A 14,130-nucleotide genomic window follows, 5' to 3' on the forward strand; every position below is an offset into this window, starting at 1 on the left:
CCACCGTGTGGGCCCTCTATCCCACCCACGGTGTTCGGTCCGCCGGGTCGGCGCACCATCATCCCCACGTGGCGTCGGCGGCCCAACCCGTACCGAAACCCAGGAGCATCCACACCAGTGGCCACCAAGATCAAGTTGCTGCGTCTCGGCAAGATTCGCGCGCCGCACTACCGCATCGTCGTCGCCGACGCCCGCACCAAGCGTGACGGCCGGGTCATCGAGACGATCGGCAAGTACCACCCCAAGGAGGACCCGAGCTTCATCGAGGTCGACTCCGACCGGGCGCAGTACTGGCTCGGCGTCGGCGCCCAGCCGACCGAGGCCGTCGCGGCGATCCTCCGGGTCACCGGCGACTGGCAGAAGCACAAGGGCGAGCCGGCCCCGCCGCCGATGAAGGTCGCCGCGCCGAAGGCTGACAAGAAGGAGATCTTCAACCAGGCGGCCCGTGCCGCGGCCGACGGTGCGCCGGTGGCCGACGCCACCACGCCGAAGAAGAAGGCTGCGAAGAAGGCCGAGTCCGACAGCGCTGAAACCCCCGCTGCTTCGGAGTCCTGACGTGGTCTTGCCCGCAGCGCTGGAACACCTCGTCCGCGGCATCGTCGACAACCCGGACGACGTCCGGGTCGACCTGGTGCACAGCCGTCGCGGCAAGGTGCTCGAGGTTCGGGTTCACCCGGAAGATCTCGGCAAGGTGATCGGCCGGGGTGGCCGCACCGCGAAGGCCCTGCGCCAGGTGGTCGCCGGTATCGGCGGCCGCGGCGTGCGGGTCGACGTGGTCGAGACCGATCTGCGCTGAATCATGCTCCTCGTAGTGGGGCGGATCGGACGTGCCCACGGCATCCGTGGTGACGTCCTGGTCGAGGTGCGTACGGACGAGCCGGACGAACGGTTCGCCGCGGGGTCGGTGCTGGTCACCGACCCCGCGGACGCCGGTCCGCTGACCGTCGCCGATGCACGCTGGCACTCCGGCAAGCTCGTCGTCCGCTTCGAGGGCGTGCAGGACCGGAACGGCGCGGAGAAGATCCGGGGTCTGAACCTCGTGGTCGACTCGGAGGACCTTCCGCCGTCGGACGACCCGGACGAGTTCCACGACTACGAGTTGGTCGGCCTCACCGCGGTCGGCACCGACGGCGCCGAGTTCGGTTCGGTGGTGGACGTCATCCACAGTGCCGCGGGCGAAATCCTGGTGCTGTCGTTCGACGGCTCGGAACGGCTCGTCCCGTTCGTGCGGGAGATCGTGCCGACCGTCGACGTGCCAGGCGGCCGCGTCGTGATCGTTCCGCCGGAAGGGCTGTTCGACCTGTGAAGATCGACGTGCTCTCGATCTTCCCGGGGTACCTGGCGCCGCTGCGCGAGTCGCTGATCGGCAAGGCCGTCGACCGCGGCGTCATCGAGCTGGGCGTCCACGACCTCCGGCAGTGGACGCACGACGTGCACCGCACCGTGGACGACTCGCCGTACGGCGGGGGTCCGGGGATGCTCATGCGGCCGGAGCCGTGGGGTCAGGCGCTGGATTCGGTGGCGCCGGAAGGCGGGCCGCAGCCGCGGCTGGTCGTGCCGACGCCGGCCGGGCGTCCGTTCACCCAGGCGCTCGCGCACGAGCTGGCTGCCGAACCCTGGCTGCTGTTCGCGTGCGGGCGGTACGAGGGGATCGACGCGCGGGTGGTCGAGTACGCCGCCGACCGCATGGTGGTCGACGAGGTGAGCCTCGGCGACTACGTGCTGGCCGGCGGTGAGGTCGCGGTGCTGGTGATCGTGGAAGCCGTGGGCCGGCTGCTCCCCGGCGTGCTGGGGAACGTCGCGTCGCACGAGCAGGACTCGTTCTCCGACGGTCTGCTGGAGGGTCCGGCCTATACCCGGCCGGAAGTCTGGCGTGGCCGGCCGGTGCCGGACGTCCTGCTCTCCGGACACCACGCGGCGATCGCGCGCTGGCGGCGGGACGAGGCGCTGCGCCGCACCGCGGCCCGGCGACCCGACCTGCTGCCGGGTGTGACGCTCGACAAGTCCGATCGCAAGATACTGATCTCCGCCGGGTTTCCGGTTCCGGATCAGGATGTGGCACAGTAGGAGAGTTGCCGCTGACGCCTGAGCTGGCGCAGCGTGCCTGCATTCTCACCGTCTTCAGCTCCGCCTGGCGGACGCACGAAGACGGCCCGACGACGAGGAAAGCGAAGCCGCGATGAACACCCTGGATGCACTGGACGCCGAGACGCTGCGTTCCGACATCCCGGCCTTCCGGCCCGGCGACACCCTGAAGGTGCACGTGCGGGTCGTCGAGGGCAACCGGTCCCGCATCCAGGTCTTCCAGGGCGCGGTCATCCGCCGCCAGGGCACCGGCGCCCGTGAGACCTTCACGGTCCGCAAGGTCAGCTTCGGCGTCGGTGTGGAGCGCACCTTCCCGGTGCACACCCCGGTCATCGAGAAGATCGAGGTCGTGACCCGCGGTGACGTCCGCCGCGCCAAGCTGTACTACCTCCGTGGTCTGCGCGGCAAGGCCGCCAAGATCAAGGAGAAGCGCGAGACCACGGCCGGCTGAGTCGGCTGACACCGCGCGTTCTCGCGTGACGGCGCCCGATCGGTTCGGCCGCTCCGAGCAGGGAGCGGCCGACCAAACGGGTTTCGACGAGTTGGCGCGCCGCCTGGGGCGCCATCCGCGCGCCGACCCGGCGCGACCGCCTTCGGCTCAACTGGACGGCTCGGGATCACTCGCGTGGCCCGGCCGTCCGTTGCCGTCTGCCCGTCGCCCGCTCCCCGACGACCCGCGTGTTACCGGGAGTACCGAACTCAACGCGCCGCCCGGCCGTGATCCCGGTGTGGGACGAATGGGTGGCGTTGAGTACGTTCCGGTCGACCGCTACGGCGAGCCCTACCGGGACGACCGGTATGGGGCTGACCGGTACGCGGATGAGCGGGACGGATACCGGGATCCCTACGGCCGCCCGTCTCGTCGCGTCGAAGCCGATCCGTACCGGTCGTCTGATCGGTACCGGTCGCCTGATCCGTACCAGTCTCCGGACCCGTATCGATCGCCGGATCCGTACCGGTCGTCCGATCCGTATCGGGAGCCGGATCCGTACGCCGAGCGCTACGCCGCCGAGGACGACTCGGCCTACTACCGCCAGACGCGTGGCACCGATCGCCGCTCTGCGAGCGCTGACCGCTCCGGCGCCGATCGGTCCGGCGCCGGGCGTCACCGTGCCGGCGCTCGCCCCTACGCGGGCCGCGGCCGGCGTCGCACGCTGCCGCTCTGGCAGGAGATCCCGCTCCTGCTGATCATCGCGTTCGTCCTCGCGACCGTCATCAAGACGTTCGTCGTGCAGGCGTTCTACATCCCGTCCGGCTCGATGGAGCAGACGCTCCTGGTCAGCGACCGGGTGTTGGTCAACAAGTTCGTCTACGACATGCGGGATCCGCAGCGCGGCGAGGTCGTGGTGTTCCGCGGCACCGACTCGTGGGCGCCGGAGTCCGGCATCACGCAGGACACCGGGACGCTGGCCACCGTCGGGCGGATGCTCGGCGGCCTGATCGGCGCCGCACCGCCCGACGAGAAGGACTTCGTCAAGCGGGTGATCGGGGTGGGCGGCGACACAGTCCAGTGCTGCGACGCCAACGGCCGGGTCGAGGTGAACGGCTCGCCGCTGGTCGAGCCATACGTGTTCGAGGACACGCCGATCGCGCAGCGTCCGTTCGGCCCGGTCACGGTCCCGGAGGGCCGGCTGTTCATGATGGGTGACCACCGCGCGGCCTCGGCCGACTCGCGGGTCTACCTCAACGACCAGTGGCGGGGGACGATTCCGGTCGAAGCGGTTATCGGACAGGCTTATGCGACCGCTTGGCCCGCGTCGCGGTGGGGTTTGCTGCAGGCGCCAGATACATTCGGCAACGTGCCGACAGCCTTGGGTAAGGAGCCGCGAAGCGCGGCCAGCCCGACCGGTGCAGCCGCTCTGCTGGTTCTGCCCATCCTGTTCGGCCCCTTCGGTGGGGTCTGCGCCGGACGTGCCCCCAGGTGGCTGTTGCGCCCAGATTCGCTCCGACGCCGTAGGCTGCGCTGGTGATGCCCGAGACCTCCCGTCGGAAACAGCGGTCCTTCTGGGTCGAGCTCCCGATCCTTCTCCTCGTCGCCGTGATCGTGGCCGTGCTGGTTCGCACGTTCCTGGTGCAGACCTTCTACATCCCGTCCGGGTCGATGGAGACAACGCTCCTGATCAACGACCGGGTGCTGGTGAACAAGATGGTCTATCGCTTCCGGGAGCCACGCCGGGGCGAAGTCGTCGTGTTCGTTCCTCCCAAGCAGTGGGACGCCGGCCCGAGCAAGGACGACTACATCAAGCGTGTCGTCGCGGTCGGTGGCGACAAGATCGTCTGCTGCGATTCCGCAGGCAAGATCACGATCAACGGACGTCCGTTGACCGAGGACTACCTGTTCGAGGACGACGTCCCGTCCTCGCAGCCGTTCGACGTCACGGTGCCCACCGGCCGCCTGTTCGTCCTCGGTGACCACCGGTCGTCGTCGGCGGACTCCCGGTTCCACACCGACTACCAGTACGGCACGATCCCGGTGGACGCGGTGGTCGGGCGTGCGTTCGTGATCTTCTGGCCGCTGAACCGGGTGGGGACGCTGTCGGTGCCGAAGGCCTACGAAGCGATTCCCGCGCCCTCGGGTGGCTGACGCCGCCTGGGAACTCCCGCTCCCCGCGGGAGACGTGGAGCCGCCCGGTGCGCCACCGCGCCCGTGGCGGCTCTCCGGCCGGTTGCTCGTCCTCGATCCGGCCGAGCGGCTGCTTCTGGTCCGCTCCCGTGATCCGGAGTACCCGGATCTGGGGGAGTGGTGGGAGGTGCCCGGCGGCGGCGTCGATGCCGGCGAGGACACCGTCGACGCCGCGTTACGCGAGGTGCGGGAGGAGACCGGCGTCGCGCTGGAACGCACCACCGTCGTTCCGGCCGCCGTGTGGACGCAGGAGCTGAGCTATCTCTGGCTCGGGCGGCGACGCTGGTCCCGGCAGGCGATCCACCTCGCGTGCCCGCCGGTGACGCCGGAGCCGGTCGCGGACCTGCGGTACACGCCCGAGGAGCAGGCGACGTTCCTGGCCGCGGAGTGGGTGCCGCTCGCCGAGGTCGGCGGGTTGCCGCGGACGTTCCCGGACGGCGTGGCGGCGATCGTGCCCCGCTTACGGGCCGGGGACGTGATCGACGCCGGGTTCGCGGTCTGGTGTTGAGCGGCGTCAGCCGTCCAACCGGGCGAAGCTGAGTAGCGTCACCGCGATGCAGATGACCAGCATGCCGGTCGCGTTGAGGAAGAGGTTCCGTCCGAAGTCCTCGGCGCGGACGTGCATCGCGATCGCGGCGATGAAGTACGCGACCAGCCCCAGGCTGACCAGCAGCGCGAGGTACGGGACCCAGATCCCGGCGATCAGCCCCGCGGCGGCGGCGAACTTGAGCACCGGCATGAGGCGCCAGAATCGGCGGGGCCATCCGACGTCGTCGAAACACGCGGCGATGAACGGGAGCGGCCGGAGGCAGAACAACCCGTCGCCGAATTGGATGACCGCGAGGACGACGACCGGCCAGACCGGCCCCGGCAGCGTAGACAGGGTAACCATGAGTCACCGTACCATACGGTATGGTATGCCGCCAGGAGAGTGAGGCGCCGTGGCTACACGAGACGACTGGATCGAGCGCGGCCTCGAGGTGCTGGCGCAGGACGGGCTCCCCGGCGTCCGGATCGACCGGATCGCCGCCCAGCTGGGCGTGAGCAAGGGGTCGTTCCACCACCACTTCGCCGGGGCCGCGGGATACCGGCAGGCGCTCGCGCAGCGCTACGAGGAGCGGGTGCTGGCCGAGCTGAGCCGGGTGGCGGGATCGGCGCAGGGACTCGGTTTCGGTCTGTTCGACCGGCTCGTGGAGGCGCTCGACGACCTCTACGACGCCCGCCTGGAGACCGCGATGCGGGCCTGGGCGCTGCACGACGACGTCGCCCGCGACGTGATGTCGAAGGTCGACGACGCCCGGCTGCGGGTGCTCCAGGACGGGTGGAGTGCGGTGCTGCCGCACGAGGACGCGGCGCGGATCGCCGCGCTCGTGCCGCACCTGGTGGTCGTCGGAGCGAGCGCCGCCGCGCTACCGGCCGCGGATCTGCGGTCGGTGCTCCAGCTGCTGGGCGGGCTCGCCCCGAGCGTTCCGGGAGTCCTGGGCGGCGACGGCCGGGATTCCGCGGCGGGCCGGGCGGGGGATTCCGCGCCGGGCCCGGGGGGCGAATCCGCGGCGGGCCGGGGTGCGCGGTCCTCGTGATCGACGGCCGGGCCCGGCCGCGCGCGGACAACGGATAGGCTCGTCTTCCGATGGACGAAGCGATTCCGCGGCGAGCGGCTCGAATCCTCGTGATTGACGGCGAACGGGTCCTGCTGTTCCGCTGCACCAGCGCAAACCGGCCGCAAGACGGCCCGTGGTGGATCACCCCCGGCGGTGGCCTGGAAGGCACCGAGGACGCTCGTTGGGGTGCGGTCCGTGAGCTCACCGAGGAGACCGGCCTGGTCGTCGAACCGACGGAGTTCCGCGGCCCGGTCTTCGAAGAAGAGATCGAGTACCCCACCTCGACCGGCCCGCAGCGCCAGCGCCAGCAGTACTTCGTGCTCTTCCACCCGGCGTTCGAGGTCGACCGGCAGTTCCAGACCGACTGGGAACGCCGGTTCATGGGCGAGGCGCGCTGGTGGAACAGTGCGGAACTGCGGGAGAGCGGCGAAACCGTCTACCCTCCGAACCTTGCCGATCTACTCGATCAGGTGATCGTCCCGACCGACGGCCTTCTCGCGAAGGAGGACTGACGTGTTCGTCCCCCCGCGTGCGGTGGTTCGCCGCGACGGCGGCCTCTACGCCCTCGAGCGGACGCTACGCCGGCGCGGATTCACCCGCGTCGCCGGCGCCGACGAGGCCGGACGCGGTGCCTGCGCGGGCCCACTCGTCGTCGCGGCGGCGATACTCCCGGCCGGGCCCCGTGGCGAGGTGCCGGGGCTCGCGGATTCGAAGCTACTGACCGCGGCCGTCCGCGAACGCGTCTACGACGAGGTGGTCAAGCGGGCCGAGGCGTACTCGGTGGTGGTGGTTCCGGCGGCGGAGGTAGATGCCCGCGGCCTGCACCGCAGCAACATCGACGCGATGCGCCGCGCGCTGGAGCGGCTGACGATCCGGCCGGACTACATGCTGACCGACGGCTTCGGTGTTGCCGGGCTCGGGCTGCCCGGGCTGGCCGTCTGGAAGGGCGATCGGGTGGCGGCGTGCATCGCGGCCGCCTCGATCTTGGCGAAGGTCACCAGGGACCGGATCATGACGGCCCTGCACGAAACCTACCCGTGCTATGACTTCGCCCAGCACAAGGGATACGTGACCGCAGCGCACACGGAGGCCCTGGCGATCCACGGTCCGTGTCCGGAGCACCGCATGTCGTACGCGAACGTCGCGGCGGCGGATCTCGGTCGACTGTCGGCCGAGCCCGGGGCTGACGCGCTCGTGCCGGTGGCGGTGAGCCACAATGGTTTGGTGGAGGACGAGGTATGAGCGCTGAGGATCTCGAGAAGTACGAGACCGAGATGGAGCTACAGCTCTATCGCGAGTACCGCGACATCGTCCGTCAGTTCTCGTACGTCGTGGAGACCGAGCGACGCTTCTACCTGGCGAACTCGGTCGATCTGCAGGTGCGCAACGCGGACGGCGAGGTGTACTTCGAGGTCGCGATGTCGGACGCCTGGGTCTGGGACATGTACCGCCCGGCGCGGTTCGTGAAGAACGTTCGGGTCGTGACGTTCAAGGACGTGAACGTCGAGGAGCTCGACAAGCCCGACATCTCGTTGCCGGGGAACCCGTCGTTCGGATCGTGACCCGAGTTTTGCGAGGGCACCCTGCCGGGTAGGCCAGGGCGATGGACGAGACTCAGGACCGCGAGCCGGCCGTCGAGCCGGTGGACCCCGTGACCCGTCTGCATGCGGACGGACCGCCGCCGACGATGCCCGACGAGGCGCGGACCGGGTACCCCGACGCGCCGTCGCCCGAGGACTACCCGGCGCCGGCTGCGAAGGCGGGAGGAGTGCCGCACGGCACCGCACCCGAAGTCACCACCGCACCGGGGACCTCGGAGACGATGCTTCCGGTGGACGGTGTTCACACGCCGGACGTCGGGCCCGGCGGACAAGAGTTCGACACCGACGCGACACCGCTGCCCGGCCGCACCGATCACGCCCGTTAGTCGGCGGGCATTTCCAGCGGTGTCGCCAGGTCGGCGTGCGCGTACGTCGCGAACGACTCGTAGAGCTCCTCGAACTTGAGCAGCGCGGAGACGAACTCCTGCTCGCGGTCGGCGTCCCGGGGAGCGCGGGACAGCCTCGCCGCGTAGTAGTTGACGGTCGGCACGTGCATGAGCAGGTCTGAGAGCCGCCGGGAGGCCTCGGGGCCGCCGTGCGCGGATACCGCGGCCAGCAGCGGCGCCGACCGCTCGATGTCCGGCGGCAAGAACTCGGCGTTCTCCCCGCGGCCCACCTTGCCGTACTCCAGCCGAGCCGCGTCGGCGTACTCCAGCGCGGAGGTGTACGCGTCCCGCCGTTCGTCCTCGCGGGCCATCAGCACCGCTTGCCGGTGGCCTGCGGTGATCACCTCCGAGATCTGACGATGGCCTCGGCGGGCGATCCCGATCGCGGTCGCCGCACCGAGCACTGCCACCAGGAGGCACACTCCGGCGACGGTGCCGAGTGAGACCCATTCGTCCGTCATAGTCCGTAAGAGTAATAAGTCTGGTCTGACGAGCGGCGCTGTACCACCGCGCGGCGGGCCGTGCCGTTGTCCACAGCCTCCGGCGTTGTCCCCAGATGCGTCTTCCTGGTCGGGCGCGTCGGCCGCTCCGGCGCCACCGTGGAGCCACCACGAGGCGATCGGGAGGCGGCACATGGGGGCAGCGGCGAGGGGCGCCGTGGGCGCGTACGGCGAGCGGGTGGCGGCCCGTCACCTCGAGCAGGCCGGGCTGGTCGTGCTCGACCGTAACTGGCGCTGCGCGGACGGGGAGCTCGACATCGTGGCGCGGGACGGTACCGCGCTCGTCATCTGCGAGGTCAAGACCAGGCGGAGCGAGCGGTACGGAACCCCGGCCGAGGCGGTGGTGGCCGCGAAAGCGACCCGGTTGCGCCGTCTCGCCGCGCAGTGGATCCGGGCCGCGGGCGTCCACCCGGAGACCGTCCGGTTCGACGTGGTGAGCGTCCGCCCGCAGCGGTCCGGCGCGGCGCACGTCGAGCACCTCCGGGGAGCGTTCTGATGGCGGGCTTCGCGCGTGCGCTGGCGGTGGGGTTGCACGGCGTCCACGGCTGGGTGGTGGAGGTCGAGGCCCACCTCGCCCAGGGGCTGCCGGGCCTGGTGATCACCGGCCTTCCCGACGCCGCCGTGTCTCAGGCGCGCGACCGGGTCCGTGCGGCGGTGCTCAACTCCGGCCAGCGCTGGCCCGACCAGCGGATCACGGTCGGCCTCGGTCCGGCCTGGCTCCCCAAGCACGGAACGAACTTCGACCTGGCGGTAGCAGCCGCAATTCTGGTGGCGTCCGGGGCGGCGCCCGCAGTGGCCCTGGACGGGCTGGGGTTCCTCGGGGAACTCGGGCTCGACGGCCGGATCCGTCCGGTCCGCGGCGTGTTCCCGGCGGTCGCCGCGGGCGCGAAGGTGGGGCTGCTCCGGTACGTCGTCCCGGCGGGCAACTGGTCGGAGGCGGCGCTGGTGCCCGGTGCGGACGTCGTCGGACGCCGCACGCTGCGCGGTGTGCTCGCGCTGCTTCGGGGCGAGGAGCCGCCGCTGGACGACGCGGCGTCCGCGCCGCAGGCGAGGGCGTTCCCGGACTCGCTGCTCGCGCCGGGCGGAGACCTGGCCGACGTCGTCGGGCAGGAACTCGGGCGACGCGCGGTGGAGGTCGCCGCGGCCGGTGGGCACCATCTCGCGCTGTTCGGGCCGCCCGGCGCGGGCAAGACGATGCTCGCCGAGCGGCTGCCCGGCATCCTGCCGACGTTGGACGACGAGGCCGCAGTCGAGGTGACCGCCGTGCACTCGGTGGCGGGCGTGCTGCCCGCCGGGGGCGGCCTCGTCCGGCAGCCCCCGTACCAGGCACCCCACCACACGGCGACGGTGGCTGCGCTCGTCGGCGGTGGCTCCGGGCTGGCCCGGCCGGGTGCGGTCACGCTGGCCCACCGGGGCGTGCTGTTCCTGGACGAGACCCCTGAGTTCTCGCCCCGTGCCCTGGACGCGCTGCGGCAACCGGTGGAGCGCGGCGAGGTCGTCCTGGCCCGCACCGGGGGCGCGGTCCGATATCCGGCGTGCGTCCAGCTGGTGCTCGCCGCGAATCCGTGCCCGTGCGCCACCGCAGCCGGTGACCGGGCCTGCACCTGCACGCCCACCGCCCGCCGCCGCTACCTGGGCCGCATCTCCGGTCCGTTGCTCGACCGGATCGACGTGCGGGTGCTGCTGCTGCCGGTCGCGTCGGCGGCGTTGTTCGCGGGCTTCGACCGGCCGGATCCCACGTCGGTGGTGGCCGCACGGGTGCGTGACGCCAGGGCCGCCGCGCGGGAGCGGTGGGAAGAGTTCGGGTGGGTGTCGAACGCGGCCGTGCCGGGGCCCGCGTTGCGCGCCGAGTGGCGTCTGCCGCGGTCGGTGACCACCGCCGCCGCGCGGGCGGTCGACACGGGGGAGCTGTCCGCGCGCGGATATGACAGGGTTTTACGCATTGCGTGGACGATTTCCGATCTGTCCGGTCGGATGGCTCCCGACCAGGGTGACGTCAACGAGGCGTTGGAACTGCGACGCGGGCTGGTGGCGGCGTGAGCACCGACACCGAGTGGATGGCCACCGAGCGGCTGGCCTGGGTCGCGCTGAGCCGTCTCGTGGAGCCCGGGAAGCGGAACATCGTGGCCGCTACCGCCGGAGGTGCCCGCGCCCTGCTGGACGGGGTGCTGACGGGCGCGCGCGACCGCGTGAGCCGGAGCTTGCGCACCCGGTTGCGGGGCGTCGACCCCTGGGAACGGGCCGAGGCCGATCTGGCGGCGGCGGCGCGGGCCGGTGCGCGGGCAATCACGCCGGTGGACGCCGAGTGGCCGGTCGAGGCGTTCGCCGCACTGGCACCGCTGGCCGAAGCGGAAAAAATCGACGTCGCGCCGCCACCGTGCCTGTGGGTGCGCGGCCCGCTCGGGTTGAACCGCGTCACCGGGCGGACGGTGTCGATCGTCGGGGCGCGGGCCGCCACCGCGTACGGCAAGCACGTCGCGGGCGAGATCGCGTACGGGCTGGCCGAGCGAGGCTGGATCGTCGTATCGGGCGGCGCGTACGGCATCGACGGCGCCGCTCACCGTGGTGCGCTCGCCGGGGGCGGCGTCACGGTGGCGGTGCTGGCCGGGGGCGTCGACGTGCCGTACCCGCTGGCCCACGCCGGGCTGCTCGACCGGATCGCGGAGGAGGGTCTGCTGATCAGCGAGGTGCCGCTCGGCGAGTCGCCGCAGCGCCACCGGTTCCTCTCCCGGAACCGGCTGGTGGCGGCACTCGGGGCGGGTCTGGTCGTGGTGGAGGCCGGGTCGCGTTCCGGCACCACCGTGACCGCCGAGCGTGCGCATCAGCTGGAGCGGGTGCTGATGGCCGTGCCGGGATCGGTGACGTCCGCGCTCTCGGTGGGCACCCACCGGCTGATCCGCGACTACGGGGCGACGCTCGTCACGAGCGCGGCGGAGGTCGTGGAGGAAGTCGGCCCGATCGGCACCGCCGGATGGGGCACGGATCCGGACCCGGCGGAGTGGGATGCGAGCATCCCCGGTGGGCCCCGCGGCGGGGAGCCGGACCGTGCGACGCTGCCGGCGTCGCTGCACAGGGTGCTCGAGGCGGTGCCCGCCGGCCGGATCGTCACCGTGGAGGCCGTGGCGCTCGCCGGGCGTCTGTCGCTGACCGAGGTCTGTCGGGCGTTACCGGAGCTGCGGGTGCGGGGATTCCTGCGCGCGGTCGAGGACGGGTACCGGCTGACCGAGGCGGGTCTCGGACCGCCCACGTTCGCACTCGGCCGGCAGCCCTCCGGCCCCGATCCGGACGACTGGCCCGACCCACCCCCGGACGACCCACCACCCCCGGACTGATCCGCTGCGCCCGGCCCGCCGCGCGGGCACCCGAGCGGCAGCGCGGCGCACCCGAGCCGCCGCGCGGGCATCCGGATGGTCGTGCGGGCATCCGGATGGTCGTGCGGGCATCCGGAGGTCGTGCGGAGCGCTCGGCGGCTGTGCGGCGCACCCGAGCCGCCGTGTGGGGCGCCCGAGCCGCCGTGTGGGGCGCCCGAGCCGCCGTGCGGCGCATCCGGGCAGCCATGCGGCATCCGCGGCCGTGCGGGCATGGGCTGCTGTGGGGGTGGAGTGCGGCGGGTCGGCTTGCCCGGCGGCACCGGAGCGGGCACGGTCGGGGGATGGCAGGGCCTCGACCGCGGGTGGCGCAGCTCCGTGCGGCGCTCCCTCCGCCGCTCGCCGAGGCGGTCGACGCGTTCGAGGCCTATCTCGAGCACGAGCGGAGCCACCCGCCCACCACGCTGCGCGCGTACGTGGCGGACGCCGTGCTACTACTCGACCACGCCACGCGCGCCGGCCACGATCGGCTCGACGCCGTCGACCTCTCGTTACTCCGAAGTTGGCTGGCGCGGCAACGCAGCATGGGCGCCGCGCCGCGCACGCTGGCCCGGCGCGCGGCCGCCGCCCGGGCGTTCACGGCCTGGGCCCAACGCACCGGACGCCGTCCGGACGACCCGGGGCGCGAGCTGGCCAGCCCGAAGCTCCCCGCCCACCTGCCCCGCGTCCTCGACGTCAGCCAGGCCGCGGCCCTGCTCGACGGCCCCCGCACCGCCGCGGCACGCCGCCCAGCCGACCCAGCCGCCACCCCTCCGCCGCCCGCCGAAACCGCCCCGCCCGACGGCACCCCGGCCCGCACCGTGTCCGGCCCCGCCCCGGGTCGCGCCGCTCTCAGCGGCGCCGCGTCCGGTGGCGCCCCGACCGGCACCGCTCCGGACGGCACCAGGTCACGCAGCGCCGCAGGCCAGGTCGCGTCCGGTGGCGCCCCAGGCCAGGTCGCGTCCGGTGGCGCCCCAGGCCGCGCCGCGTCCGGTGGCGCCCCAGGCCGCGCCGCGTCCGGTGGCGCCCCGCCCGGCACCGCTCCGGACGGCACCGTGTCCGGCGGCACCGCGGGCCGCGCCGGGTCGGGCAGTGTCTTGGACCGCGCCGCTTTCGGTGGCGCCCCGGGCGGTGCCGGGTCGGGGGGCGCTCCGTTGGACGGTGCCTCGGCTGACGAGCGGGCTGGTGCGGGCGATACGGGGGCGGAGGCGGCCCTGCTCCGAGACGCGGCCGTCCTCGAGCTGCTCTACGCGACCGGCGTCCGCGTCAGCGAACTCTGCGGCCTCGACATCGACGACGTCGACCGCGAACGCCGGCTCCTGCGGGTCCTCGGCAAGGGCGGCCGGGAACGCAGCGTCCCGTACGGTGTCCCGGCCGAGCACGCGGTGGCGGCCTGGCTGGAGCGTGGCCGCCCTATCTTCGCCACCCCCCGGAGCGGTCCGGCGTTACTGCTCGGCGTCCGCGGGGGACGGCTCGATCCCCGCACCGCGCGGCAGATCGTTCACGACCGGCTCCGCGACGTGCCGGGCGCTCCCGACCTCGGCCCGCACGGCCTGCGCCACACGGCGGCGACCCACCTTCTCGCCGGCGGCGCTGATTTGCGAACGGTCCAGGAACTGCTCGGCCACGCGACGCTCGCTACCACGCAGATCTATACGCACGTCACCGTCGATCGGCTCCGCACCGCGTACCGCCAGGCCCACCCCCGCGCCTAGCGCAGTGCCCACGAACGTCCTCCGGTTCGCGGGCAGATTGCATTTGGAAGACCTATGACCCTTCCAAATGCAATCCGCTCACCGGCACGCGGGCTGCCAACCGTCGGATCGCCGGGGCCGCAGCGAATGGTTGACCCGCGGCGGGTGTGTACGCACCTGCCGCGGGACAACCACGCACGAGCCGGGAGCCGGGAGCGGGGAGTCGGAGCCGGAACGCCAGAGCTGGGGCGCGGTCGGTGGAATCTGCTGGACGTGCTGATCGGCGAACTCGA

At 72.5% G+C, this 14,130-nt stretch carries 18 protein-coding genes and 2 pseudogenes; 18 read left to right on the plus strand and 2 right to left on the minus strand.

From position 1 onward, the window contains the following. The first annotated feature begins 117 nt into the window (after nucleotides 1–117). The 8 genes from rpsP to BUB75_RS01520 all read left to right on the plus strand — a co-directional run bounded on the left by rpsP (nucleotide 118) and on the right by BUB75_RS01520 (nucleotide 5,216). Nucleotides 118–555, plus strand: a complete 438-nt coding sequence (gene rpsP / locus BUB75_RS01485) for a 30S ribosomal protein S16 (protein ID WP_073250637.1) — start codon at nucleotides 118–120, stop codon at nucleotides 553–555. 1 nt (nucleotide 556) lies between these two features. After that, on the plus strand, nucleotides 557–796 hold the full coding sequence (locus BUB75_RS01490; protein ID WP_073250638.1) for an RNA-binding protein: 240 nt from the start codon (nucleotides 557–559) through the stop codon (nucleotides 794–796). A 3-nt stretch (nucleotides 797–799) separates the two neighbouring features. Then, on the plus strand, nucleotides 800–1,306 hold the full coding sequence (gene rimM, locus BUB75_RS01495) for a ribosome maturation factor RimM (protein ID WP_073250639.1): 507 nt from the start codon (nucleotides 800–802) through the stop codon (nucleotides 1,304–1,306). After that, nucleotides 1,303–2,067, plus strand: coding sequence for a tRNA (guanosine(37)-N1)-methyltransferase TrmD (gene trmD / locus BUB75_RS01500; protein WP_073250640.1), 765 nt, complete (start codon nucleotides 1,303–1,305; stop codon nucleotides 2,065–2,067). Before rimM ends, trmD begins: the two co-directional genes overlap by 4 nt. Nucleotides 2,068–2,179: 112 nt before the next feature. Continuing rightward, nucleotides 2,180–2,536 carry a 50S ribosomal protein L19 gene (gene rplS / locus BUB75_RS01505; RefSeq protein ID WP_073250641.1) on the plus strand — a complete coding sequence of 119 codons (357 nt, stop codon included), beginning with the start codon at nucleotides 2,180–2,182 and terminating at the stop codon, nucleotides 2,534–2,536. Nucleotides 2,537–2,822: 286 nt separating this feature from the next. After that, nucleotides 2,823–4,055 (plus strand): signal peptidase I, encoded by a 1,233-nt coding sequence (lepB, locus tag BUB75_RS01510; RefSeq protein WP_143174981.1) that lies wholly within the window; start codon nucleotides 2,823–2,825, stop codon nucleotides 4,053–4,055. Continuing rightward, a complete protein-coding gene (gene lepB, locus BUB75_RS01515) occupies nucleotides 4,052–4,669 on the plus strand; it encodes a signal peptidase I (protein WP_073250642.1) in 618 nt (205 codons plus the stop codon). Before lepB (BUB75_RS01510) ends, lepB (BUB75_RS01515) begins: the two co-directional genes overlap by 4 nt. Beyond that, nucleotides 4,662–5,216 (plus strand): NUDIX domain-containing protein, encoded by a 555-nt coding sequence (locus BUB75_RS01520; RefSeq protein ID WP_073250643.1) that lies wholly within the window; start codon nucleotides 4,662–4,664, stop codon nucleotides 5,214–5,216. Before lepB (BUB75_RS01515) ends, BUB75_RS01520 begins: the two co-directional genes overlap by 8 nt. Before the next feature lie 6 nt (nucleotides 5,217–5,222). On the opposite strand, the gene BUB75_RS01525 is transcribed toward BUB75_RS01520, so the two are convergent. Beyond that, on the minus strand, nucleotides 5,223–5,600 hold the full coding sequence (locus tag BUB75_RS01525) for a DoxX family protein (RefSeq protein ID WP_073250645.1): 378 nt from the start codon (nucleotides 5,598–5,600) through the stop codon (nucleotides 5,223–5,225). A gap of 49 nt (nucleotides 5,601–5,649) precedes the next feature. On the opposite strand from BUB75_RS01525, the gene BUB75_RS01530 reads away from it, so the two are divergent. From BUB75_RS01530 to BUB75_RS01550, 5 genes are read left to right on the plus strand one after another with little or no spacing between them, the layout of a single operon-like run. Continuing rightward, on the plus strand, nucleotides 5,650–6,288 hold the full coding sequence (locus BUB75_RS01530) for a TetR/AcrR family transcriptional regulator (protein ID WP_073250647.1): 639 nt from the start codon (nucleotides 5,650–5,652) through the stop codon (nucleotides 6,286–6,288). Between the two features lie 50 nt (nucleotides 6,289–6,338). Next, on the plus strand, nucleotides 6,339–6,821 hold the full coding sequence (locus BUB75_RS01535) for an NUDIX hydrolase (protein ID WP_073250649.1): 483 nt from the start codon (nucleotides 6,339–6,341) through the stop codon (nucleotides 6,819–6,821). A gap of 1 nt (nucleotide 6,822) precedes the next feature. Then, nucleotides 6,823–7,551, plus strand: coding sequence for a ribonuclease HII (locus BUB75_RS01540; protein WP_143174982.1), 729 nt, complete (start codon nucleotides 6,823–6,825; stop codon nucleotides 7,549–7,551). Beyond that, complete coding sequence (locus BUB75_RS01545) at nucleotides 7,548–7,871, plus strand: DUF2469 domain-containing protein (protein WP_073250651.1); 324 nt, start codon at nucleotides 7,548–7,550, stop codon at nucleotides 7,869–7,871. Before BUB75_RS01540 ends, BUB75_RS01545 begins: the two co-directional genes overlap by 4 nt. A 41-nt stretch (nucleotides 7,872–7,912) precedes the next feature. After that, complete coding sequence (locus BUB75_RS01550; RefSeq protein ID WP_073250653.1) at nucleotides 7,913–8,236, plus strand: hypothetical protein; 324 nt, start codon at nucleotides 7,913–7,915, stop codon at nucleotides 8,234–8,236. Here the strand turns inward: BUB75_RS01550 and BUB75_RS01555 are convergent. Beyond that, a complete protein-coding gene (locus BUB75_RS01555) occupies nucleotides 8,233–8,757 on the minus strand; it encodes a hypothetical protein (RefSeq protein WP_073250655.1) in 525 nt (174 codons plus the stop codon). The two genes, BUB75_RS01550 and BUB75_RS01555, sit on opposite strands and share 4 nt — an antisense overlap. Nucleotides 8,758–8,929: 172 nt before the next feature. Here BUB75_RS01555 and BUB75_RS01560 point away from each other — a divergent pair, with 172 nt between their 5' ends. The 5 genes and pseudogenes from BUB75_RS01560 to BUB75_RS48390 all read left to right on the plus strand — a co-directional run. After that, complete coding sequence (locus BUB75_RS01560) at nucleotides 8,930–9,292, plus strand: YraN family protein (RefSeq protein WP_073250657.1); 363 nt, start codon at nucleotides 8,930–8,932, stop codon at nucleotides 9,290–9,292. Then, nucleotides 9,292–10,836, plus strand: a complete 1,545-nt coding sequence (locus BUB75_RS01565) for a YifB family Mg chelatase-like AAA ATPase (RefSeq protein ID WP_073250659.1) — start codon at nucleotides 9,292–9,294, stop codon at nucleotides 10,834–10,836. The genes BUB75_RS01560 and BUB75_RS01565 overlap by 1 nt, the downstream gene beginning before the upstream one ends. Then, on the plus strand, nucleotides 10,833–12,128 hold the full coding sequence (dprA, locus tag BUB75_RS01570; protein ID WP_073250661.1) for a DNA-processing protein DprA: 1,296 nt from the start codon (nucleotides 10,833–10,835) through the stop codon (nucleotides 12,126–12,128). The genes BUB75_RS01565 and dprA overlap by 4 nt, the downstream gene beginning before the upstream one ends. Nucleotides 12,129–12,448: 320 nt before the next feature. Next, nucleotides 12,449–12,751: pseudogene (locus BUB75_RS48385) on the plus strand (site-specific integrase); the annotation flags it as partial. Nucleotides 12,752–13,354: 603 nt separating this feature from the next. Then, a pseudogene (locus tag BUB75_RS48390) lies at nucleotides 13,355–13,858 on the plus strand (tyrosine-type recombinase/integrase); the annotation flags it as partial. Between the last annotated feature and the right edge of the window lie 272 nt (nucleotides 13,859–14,130).

The sequence above is a fragment of the Cryptosporangium aurantiacum genome (assembly GCF_900143005.1).
Taxonomy (GTDB): Bacteria; Actinomycetota; Actinomycetes; order Mycobacteriales; family Cryptosporangiaceae; genus Cryptosporangium; species Cryptosporangium aurantiacum.

What these genes read in the sequence shown, in the direction of transcription:
- BUB75_RS01555 (WP_073250655.1), bottom strand. Translation starts at nt 8,757, where the DNA reads ATGACGGACGAATGGGTCTCACTCGGCACCGTCGCCGGAGTGTGCCTC.
- BUB75_RS01545 (WP_073250651.1), top strand. Translation starts at nt 7,548, where the DNA reads ATGAGCGCTGAGGATCTCGAGAAGTACGAGACCGAGATGGAGCTACAG.
- rimM (WP_073250639.1), top strand. Translation starts at nt 800, where the DNA reads ATGCTCCTCGTAGTGGGGCGGATCGGACGTGCCCACGGCATCCGTGGT.
- BUB75_RS01560 (WP_073250657.1), top strand. Translation starts at nt 8,930, where the DNA reads ATGGGGGCAGCGGCGAGGGGCGCCGTGGGCGCGTACGGCGAGCGGGTG.
- BUB75_RS01550 (WP_073250653.1), top strand. Translation starts at nt 7,913, where the DNA reads ATGGACGAGACTCAGGACCGCGAGCCGGCCGTCGAGCCGGTGGACCCC.
- BUB75_RS01565 (WP_073250659.1), top strand. Translation starts at nt 9,292, where the DNA reads ATGGCGGGCTTCGCGCGTGCGCTGGCGGTGGGGTTGCACGGCGTCCAC.
- BUB75_RS01525 (WP_073250645.1), bottom strand. Translation starts at nt 5,600, where the DNA reads ATGGTTACCCTGTCTACGCTGCCGGGGCCGGTCTGGCCGGTCGTCGTC.
- lepB (WP_143174981.1), top strand. Translation starts at nt 2,823, where the DNA reads ATGGGTGGCGTTGAGTACGTTCCGGTCGACCGCTACGGCGAGCCCTAC.
- rplS (WP_073250641.1), top strand. Translation starts at nt 2,180, where the DNA reads ATGAACACCCTGGATGCACTGGACGCCGAGACGCTGCGTTCCGACATC.
- BUB75_RS01535 (WP_073250649.1), top strand. Translation starts at nt 6,339, where the DNA reads ATGGACGAAGCGATTCCGCGGCGAGCGGCTCGAATCCTCGTGATTGAC.